This is a genomic window from Dolichospermum sp. UHCC 0260 (genome assembly GCF_009711985.1).
Lineage (GTDB): Bacteria > Cyanobacteriota > Cyanobacteriia > Cyanobacteriales > Nostocaceae > Dolichospermum > Dolichospermum lemmermannii.
The window spans coordinates 28,260-33,074 of the sequence record NZ_VIKZ01000024.1 but is presented as its reverse complement, the minus strand read 5'-3'; the positions used below and the strand labels follow the sequence as shown (position 1 = coordinate 33,074).

Sequence of the window (4,815 nt, the reverse complement as noted above, 5' to 3'; positions counted from 1 at the left end):
CCAATGACTAAAGAACTATTAAAACAAGTAAGAGTAATTGATCCTGTGCAGAAAACTGACACAGTAACAGATGTATTAATTATTGATGGTTATATTCAAGAGATCGTCCCACAAATTACAGATTTTAGTGCTGATACTTCTATTCGTGATTGTCAAGGCTTAATTCTTGGGGCTGGATTAGTTGATTTATATAGTCATTCAGGCGAACCTGGATTTGAAGAACGAGAAACTTTAAGTTCTTTATTACAAGCTGCCGCAGCGGGTGGTTTTACTAGAATTGGTGTTTTACCAGATACATCACCATCTATTGATAAACCCGCTTTAGTGGCACATTTACAGCAACAGAGAGATAGGGAAAAACCTTGTCCCCATTTGCACATCTGGGGGGCAATTACCTTGGATTTAGCAGGTAAACAATTAACAGAGGTAGCAGATTTAGCCGCAGCGGGGGTTGTGGGTTTTACTGATGCTAAACCTTGGGACAATTTGGGGATAGTCAGACGGGTTTTGGAGTATCTGCAACCCTTTGGCAAACCGGTGGCTTTTTGGCCATGCGATCGCCATTTAGCGGCTAATGGTAGGATGCGAGAAGGTGCGGAAGCCTTGCGAATAGGTTTACCCCCGATTCCAGCCAGTGCGGAAACAACGGCTATTGCCGCATTATTAGAATTAGTTGCGGATATTGGTACACCAGTCCACATTATGCGTGTTTCCACTGCTCGCAGTGTCGAATTAATTGCTCAAGCTAAAGCTCAAGGTGTGCCTGTTACCGCTAGTACCACATGGATGCACGTTTTACTAGATACAGCAGCTATTAGAAGTTATCACACATCTTTGCATTTAGATCCGCCCTTGGGAAATCACCAAGATATGCTATGCTTGCGGGAAGCGGTAAGAACAGGGGTAATAGATGCGATCGCTATTGATCACGCACCTTATACTTATGAGGAGAAAGTTCAAGCCTTTGCCGAATCACCGCCGGGGGCAATTGGTTTAGAATTAGCATTACCCCTACTTTGGCAAAATCTCGTAGCGACTGGGGAATTTACAGCTTTGGAATTATGGCGCGTTTTGAGTCATCAACCTGCGGCTTGTTTACAACAAGAAGTTAAAGCTATTCAACCTGGTGAAAAAGCCGAGTTAACTTTATTTAATCCTCTGCAAATTTGGAATGTAAATAAGGCAAATCTTCAGACACTTGCTTATAATACTCCTTGGTTTGGTCAAGAACTTACAGGTCGGGTTGTGCAAGTTTGGTGTAATACTAAATTGTAAGATTTTAAGATTATTTGAACGCAGATGAACGCGGATAAACACAGATAAATATGAATGATGATTATTCTGTGCAGCTTTACATAAAGTTGGTATAATCTTATTTAGTATATCAGAACTATATTAATATTCCATGTCTGATCTAATTTTGTTTTGGCATCGTCGAGATTTACGCATTTCTGATCATACGGGACTAGCTGCGGCTAGAGAAAGAAGTGCGAAGATTGTGGGTGTATTTTGTCTAGATCCCCAAATTCTCGAAGGTGATGATATTGCCCCCGTTAGGGTAAAATATATGATTGGCTGTTTGCAATCTCTTCAGGAAAGATATCAGCAAGCGGGTAGTCAATTATTAATTTTACAAAATGATCCTGTTATTGCAATTCCCAAATTAGCAGCAGCATTAACAGCTAAAGCTGTATTTTGGAATTGGGATGTTGAACCTTATTCCCAAATAAGAGATTTAGCAGTAAGTGAGGCTTTGAAAGTTGAAGGAATTGAATTTCTTAACTATAATTGGGATCAATTATTGCACTCTCCAACGGAAATTTTTAGCGGTACAAAAACTCCCTATACTGTTTATACTCCTTTCTGGAAAAATTGGATTACTAAATCTAAAGCTAAACCTGTTAAAACTTTAGCAAATCTAGAGAATTTAACAGCTAAAGAAGAAGAAATTGCTCAACAAGAGGGAACAATTAATTTACCTGCTGCTGAAGATTTAGGTTTTATTTGGGATGCAGAATTAATAATTTCTCCCGGAGAATTGGCAGCACAAGAAAAATTAGATAATTTTGCCAAAGCTGCTATTAATGGATATCAAGAACAGCGGAATTTTCCCGCAATTCATGGTACATCTCAATTAAGTGCAGCTTTGAAGTTTGGTGTTATTGGGATGAGAACTATTTGGCAAACTACTATAGAAGCCTTAGCAAATAGTAATAGTGAAGAAGTAAATGCCAGTATCCAAACATGGCAAAAAGAATTAGCATGGCGGGAATTTTTTCAACACTGTATGTACCATTTTCCAGCCTTAGCTAACGGTGCATATAGAGACACTTTTAAAACCTTCCCTTGGCAAAATAATAAAACATATTTTCAGGCTTGGTGTGAGGGCAAAACAGGTTATCCTATAGTTGACGCGGCTATGCGGCAATTAAATGAAACAGGCTGGATGCACAATAGATGTAGAATGATTGTTGCCAGTTTTTTGACTAAAGATTTAATTATTAATCCCCAATGGGGAGAAAAATATTTTATGCAGAAACTCATTGATGGTGATTTATCTGCTAATAATGGAGGTTGGCAATGGAGTGCTTCTAGTGGTATGGACCCCCAACCATTACGCATTTTTAATCCAGCTAGTCAAACCCAAAAATTTGATGCAGAAGCAGAGTATATTCGGCAATGGATACCAGAATTGCGTTATGTAGATCCAGAATATTTGGTAACTGGGAAAATTCCCCCGTTAGATTATTATGGAACAAATTATCCGCAACCAATTGTTGATCATAAACAACAGCAAGCTTTATTTAAGCAGTTATATCAGCAACAAAAAGCTATTAGTTAATTAACAAGTAGTCTGTCAAAGACATTTTAACGGTTAATGGTTCTATTCCTGCTCACCCTGCTTGTCTTCATCCGTCATTTTTGGATTGATAGACTACTAGGAGGAGTTGGATTAATAATTATTCCCTATTCAATTTTGAAGTTAACGGGTAAACGAGTATAAATCCCTTGAGGGTCATTCATTGTTTGTAAAGTTTTTATTTCCTGTTGTAATTTTCCCAATTCATTTATGAGGGGGTTGGAATTTTTAGTTTGGGTTTTTTCTATTCCTAGTTTGGCTTTTGTTTCATCTAATTTTTTACCAAATAAGCGTTCTGGAAATGTACTAACTCTGGGATATTCTTGTATTTCCCAATCAGTTCCTAATTTTGCTTGTTTAGCTGCATATTCAATGGCTACATTTAACCCACCAATTTCATCAACTAGACCGATTTGTTTGGCTGCTGTTCCTGACCAAACTCTTCCTTGGGCGATTTCTGCTACTTTTGCAGTTGGGATTTTCCGTCCTTGGGAAACTTTCTCCAAGAATAGGTTATAAATGCGGTTAACACTGCGTTGATAAACTGCTAATTCTTGAGGTGATTTAGGACGGGAAATGGTTTGTTGATCTGCATATTGAGCCGTTTTAACTGTATCCCAAGTTATGCCATTATTATTGCCCAATTTTTGACCATTAAATAATACGCCAAAAACACCAATAGAACCTGTAATTGTGTTAGCTTGGGCAAAAATGCGATTGGAATCACTTGCAATCCAATAGCCACCAGAAGCAGCTATATCTCCCATGGAAACGATGACGGGTTTAATTTGACGAGTTAATTTGATTTCTCGCTGCATGATTTCGGCTGCGGTAGCACTACCACCAGGGCTATTAATTCTTAAAACTACTGCTTTTATTTGATTATTTTGCCTAATTTTTGAGAATACTTTTGCAAAGTTATCACCGCCAATTTGTCCTTCGTCACCGCTACCGTTGACTATTTCTCCTTCTGCATAAACAATGGCAATTTTATGATCTGAATCTAAGGATTTTCCAGGAACTTCTGCATAATTACTCAAGCTGATTTTTGTGAATGTTTTATCTTTTTCACTGTTACCAGTTAATTTTTTTAAGCCAGTGAATACTTGATCTTCATAAGCAATTGTATCTACTAAACCATTAGATTTAGCTGCTGTGGCTTCTAAAATTGGTTGACTATTAGCGATCGCTTGCAATTTTTGGGGTAGAATGTTTCTACTTGTACCCACAGATTTCCGCCACTCTCCCCACACATCATCTAACAATTTCTGCGTTTGTTCCCGGTTCTCTGGGCTGAGTTTATTGAGGATTAACGGTTCTACTGCACCCTTAAATTTACCCACCCGCACAATTTGCACACCAACACCGTATTTTTCAAATGCCCCCGCTAAGAACATTGGTTGTGAACTTAAACCGTTGATTTCCATTGCTCCCATAGGATTAACTATAACTTGATTGGCTGCAGAACTTAAATAATATTCTTTTTCACTCCAATCTGTACTATAAGCAATTATTTTTTTGCCAGTTTTGCGGAATTTTTCTAATGCTTGACGGATTTCTTTCAAGGAAGCATAACCAACTGCACTATTAGCATTAGTTCCATCTATATAAATACCCACAATATTTTGATCACGTCCGGCTTTATCTAAGGTTTCCACAACTTTCCGCAATGTGATGTTATTTTCTTCAACACCGCTAAAAGTTTTTTGCAATAATTGACTGGAATTAGGTTCACTATCGGTGATATTCATAGACAAGTCGAAAACTAAAACTGACTTATCTTTCACTGTTGGGGTTGAACTTTGAGAACTAGCAACCGCAATTAATATTAATAAGAATCCCACTGTGCTGACTCCAGAGAAAATTGTCAGTCCTAGTAAACTGCCAATTAAACTTGCTAAGGTTTGTTTAAGAAAATTATTCATTGGTTATTTATAAGTCAGTTGTTCGTTGTT

The 4,815-nt window shown here is 37.8% G+C and carries 3 protein-coding genes; 2 read left to right on the top strand and 1 reads right to left on the bottom strand.

Annotated elements, in window-relative coordinates; translation table 11 throughout:
• Window positions 1-3: 3 nt before the first annotated feature.
• A complete protein-coding gene (locus tag FJR08_RS11260) occupies window positions 4-1,275 on the top strand; it encodes a dihydroorotase (protein WP_168633214.1) in 1,272 nt (423 codons plus the stop codon).
• Between the two features lie 130 nt (window positions 1,276-1,405).
• Window positions 1,406-2,842 carry an FAD-binding domain-containing protein gene (locus tag FJR08_RS11255; protein WP_168633213.1) on the top strand — a complete coding sequence of 479 codons (1,437 nt, stop codon included), beginning with the start codon at window positions 1,406-1,408 and terminating at the stop codon, window positions 2,840-2,842.
• 125 nt (window positions 2,843-2,967) lie between these two features.
• Here FJR08_RS11255 and sppA read toward each other — a convergent pair whose 3' ends face one another.
• On the bottom strand, window positions 2,968-4,785 hold the full coding sequence (sppA, locus tag FJR08_RS11250) for a signal peptide peptidase SppA (RefSeq protein WP_168633212.1): 1,818 nt from the start codon (window positions 4,783-4,785) through the stop codon (window positions 2,968-2,970).
• Window positions 4,786-4,815: the final 30 nt, after the last annotated feature.